Annotated in this window: 3 protein-coding genes; 1 reads left to right on the top strand and 2 read right to left on the bottom strand. The window is 77.9% G+C overall.

All coding sequences use genetic code 11. From position 1 onward, the window contains the following. On the top strand, window positions 1-955 hold a 955-nt coding region (gene rsgA / locus HLB09_RS14680; protein ID WP_171204075.1), incomplete at its 5' end, for a ribosome small subunit-dependent GTPase A. Between the two features lie 155 nt (window positions 956-1,110). On the opposite strand, the gene HLB09_RS19510 is transcribed toward rsgA, so the two are convergent. After that, on the bottom strand, window positions 1,111-1,929 hold the full coding sequence (locus HLB09_RS19510; RefSeq protein WP_212771145.1) for a LysM peptidoglycan-binding domain-containing protein: 819 nt from the start codon (window positions 1,927-1,929) through the stop codon (window positions 1,111-1,113). 446 nt (window positions 1,930-2,375) lie between these two features. Further along, on the bottom strand, window positions 2,376-3,432 hold a 1,057-nt coding region (locus HLB09_RS14670; protein ID WP_212771144.1), incomplete at its 5' end, for a ScyD/ScyE family protein.

Here is a 3,432-nt window from a genome sequence, read left to right as displayed (position 1 = left end):
GCGTGCGCACCTCGCGACGGCGGACGGACCGGTCGCCGCCGCGACCCGCACGCTGGCCGGCCGTCGCGCCGGGGTCGAGGGCGCGCTCGTCACCGGCGACTGGGTGGTGTGGGCGCGCGACGCCGACGAGGGGCCCGCCGTCCTCGCGCGGCTCGCGCCCGCGACGGCGCTCGTGCGCCGCGTGGCCCAGGACGACCTGTCGCAGCAGCAGGAGCTGGCCACGTGGGTGGACGTCGTCGCCGTCGTCGTGCCCCTCGACGTCCCCGTCTCCGCCGGCCGGCTCGAGCGGACGCTGGCCGTGGCGTGGGAGTCGGGCGCGCGGCCCCTCGTCGTCGCGACGAAGGCGGACGTCGTCGCCGACACCGGTGCCGAGCGCGAGCTGCTCGAGCGCTCCGCGGCGGGGGCCGAGGTGCTGCTCACCTCGACGGCGACGGGCGCGGGCCTGGAGGAGCTCCGCGCCGCCGTCGGCGCGGGGACGCTCGCGCTGCTCGGGCCGTCCGGCGCGGGGAAGTCCTCGCTCGTCAACGCGCTCGTGGGCGAGGAGGTGCAGGCGGTCGGGGCCGTGCGCGGGGCCGATGGCCGCGGGCGCCACACGACGACGGCGCGCGAGCTCGTGCCCCTGCCCGGCGGCGGCGTCCTGCTCGACACCCCGGGCGTGCGGGGCCTCGGCCTGTGGGAGACGGCGGACGGCGTCGACCGCGCCTTCGAGGACGTCACGGCGCTCGCGGCACGGTGCCGCTTCGCCGACTGCTCGCACTCCGTGGAACCGGGCTGCGCCGTCACCGCGGCGCTCGAGAGCGGCGAGCTGCCCGAGCGGCGCTGGCGCAGCCACCAGAAGCTGCAGCGGGAGGCGGCCGCGCTCGCCGTCCGCCACGACGAGCGGCTGCGCCGGGAGCAGGCGCGGGCGCTACAGAGACGCGTGCGCCTGACCGCCGGCCCGACGCGCCACCGCTGACGGCGAACAGGCGACGACTCGCCCTGGAGGCGCCCCTCTTGAGGGCGAACGGGCGACGACTCGCCCCGTGCAGCCGGTCGGGTCCGGGGACGCACGCGGGGGCGGGACGGACCTGCGTCCGTCCCGCCCCCGGCGGTGTCCCTGCGGGCTGCGGCTCAGGGGAGCTGCAGCACCTGCCCGACGTAGATCGCGTTCGGGTTGGAGACCGTGGAGCGGTTGGCGTCGTAGAGCGCCTGCCACGTGGTGCCGTTGGCCGCCGCGATGCGCGAGAGCGTGTCGCCGCTGCGCACCGTGTAGGTGCCACCGGACGGCGCCGGCGTCTGGCCGCCGCCACCGCCGCCGCCGGGCACGCGGAGCACCTGACCCACGTAGATGGCGTTGGGGTTGGAGACGCGGTCGCGGTTGGCGTCGTAGAGCGCCCGCCAGCTGGTGCCGAAGCGGGCGGCGATGGAGCCCAGGGTGTCACCGCTGCGGACCGTGTAGGTCGCACCGGACGGCGCCGGGTCGGACGGCGGCGGGGGCGTGGGGGCCACCGAGCCGCCGGGGGGCGTGGGCGAGCCGGCCTTCTCGGCCTCGCCGTAGCCGAGCTTGCGCGTGCAGGCGGGCCAGGCGCCCCAGCCCTGCACGTCGAGGACCTTCTCGGCGATGGCGAGCTGCTCCTCGCGCGTGGCCAGGTCGGCCCGGGGGGCGTACTGCTGGCCGCCGAAGCCGACCCAGGTCGGCTGGTAGAACTGCACGCCGCCGTAGTAGCCGTTGCCGGTGTTGATGTCCCACCGGCCGCTGCTCTCGCACTGGGCCAGGCGGTCCCAGACGGCGTCGGTCGCGGCCGAGGCGGAGGACGCCGTCGTCAGGCCGACGAGGGGCGCGGCCACCAGGGCGGCCACCGCACCGAGCCCCACGGGGCGGCGGACGCGGCGGGTGCTCGTCGTCGTGGTCTGTCGCGAGCTGCGGATGTCGAGACCTCTCGCGCGCACGCCGTCGGCACAGCCGTCTCCGCCCCGCGCAGGGTGTGGGGGACGACCGCCGGGCGGAGAGGGCGCGAGCGGCCGCGCTGGTTCGGTGCGCCGCAGCAGGGCGGCGCGTCCGCCGGGGCGCGGATGCGCGCCGGTGCGCCGGGCGACGTCGCCGCCTCCGGTGCCAGGACGCGCGCGACGCTAGGTGACATCACGGGACGATGACAACCCGAGCGGGTGAATCGGCGCGGATCCGCGGGTGGGTGAGAAGGGCTGAGCGGCAGCCTCTGTCGAACCACACGGGTGTCATTCGCGAGCGGTGAGGAGCGGCGGGGGCGCCGGCGCCCGGTGGTGCTCAGCGAAGAGTGGTCACTCGCGGTGATGCTCGAGACGCTCCGCGCCGGCGCCACGGACCGCGGGCCGTCACCGGGCGGTCGAGCGTCCCCTCGCCTGCTCGAGGGGGCGCCTCAGAGGTCGACGCGCAGCACCTGCCCCGTCGGCCCGAGCGCCTGCGTCGTCACCCACAGGTCGCCGCCGGCCAGCTCGACCGCCGCCGGCAGTTCCGCCTCGAGCACGGTGGTCGGGGCGTCGGCTCCCGGCGCCAGCGCCACGACGCGCCCGCCGAACAGCTCGGTGGCGTACACCGTGCCGTCGTCGCCCACGGCCACGCCGGTGGCGGCGAGCAGCCCGTCGAGCACGGTCGTCACCGCGCCCGTCCGCGGGTCGACGCGCACGACCGAGCCGCGCGCCCCGAGGCTCGGGTCCTCCGGCCCGCCCGGCAGCAGGCTGGCGTAGAGGGCGCCGTCCGGCCCCGTCTCGACGTCGGTCGGGACGGGTTCGAACCAGTAGGTCTGCCCGACGACGCAGTCGGGCAGCCCGTTCTGCGCGGCCACGTCGGCGGTGAGGACGGCCGGCTGCGCCGGCAGGACGGCGACGACGTCGACGCGCCCCCGCACGTCGACGGACAGCAGGGCGTTGCCGCCGGCGTCGGCCACCGCCGTGCGCCCGCCGCGCATCCGCGCCGTCGCGTAGGGGTGGCTGTAGACCTCCCCGGTGTAGCGGCCGGGGAAGCCCTCGGGGAGCTGGTCGAGGCAGCTCTGCGCCGTGTCCCGGAGGCCGTAGACGGTGCCGCCGTCGGGGTTCGCGCCGCGCTCGTGCGCCGCGAGGTCGGCGACGACCTGGACGCGCCCGCGCCGGTCGACGCGCTCGAGGTTCGCGACGGCGTCCGGTCCCTCGCCGAGGGAGTGCGTGTAGAGGACGCCGGCGGCCGAGGGCGCCGAGACGCCGGCCACCTCCTCGCCGGGCAGCGCGACGAGGTCGGTGCGCCCACCGGTCCGGTCGAGGCGGGTGAGGAGCCCGGCGAAGGACTGCGCGACGACGACGTCGCCCCGCGGCGTGGCGTCCAGGGACAGCGGCCCGACGAGCCCGTCGGCGACGACGGTCACGTCGGGCGGCTCCGCCGCGGTCACGTCGGGCGGCTCCGCCGCGGTGGCGGCGGCGGGCGCTCCGGCGAGCGCGAGGCCG

It is taken from the genome of Pseudokineococcus marinus, from assembly GCF_013004605.1.
GTDB classification, from domain to species: Bacteria; Actinomycetota; Actinomycetes; order Actinomycetales; family Quadrisphaeraceae; genus Pseudokineococcus; species Pseudokineococcus marinus.
The sequence above is the reverse complement of the archived record's forward strand: the minus strand, read 5'-3'. Positions and strand labels throughout refer to the sequence as shown.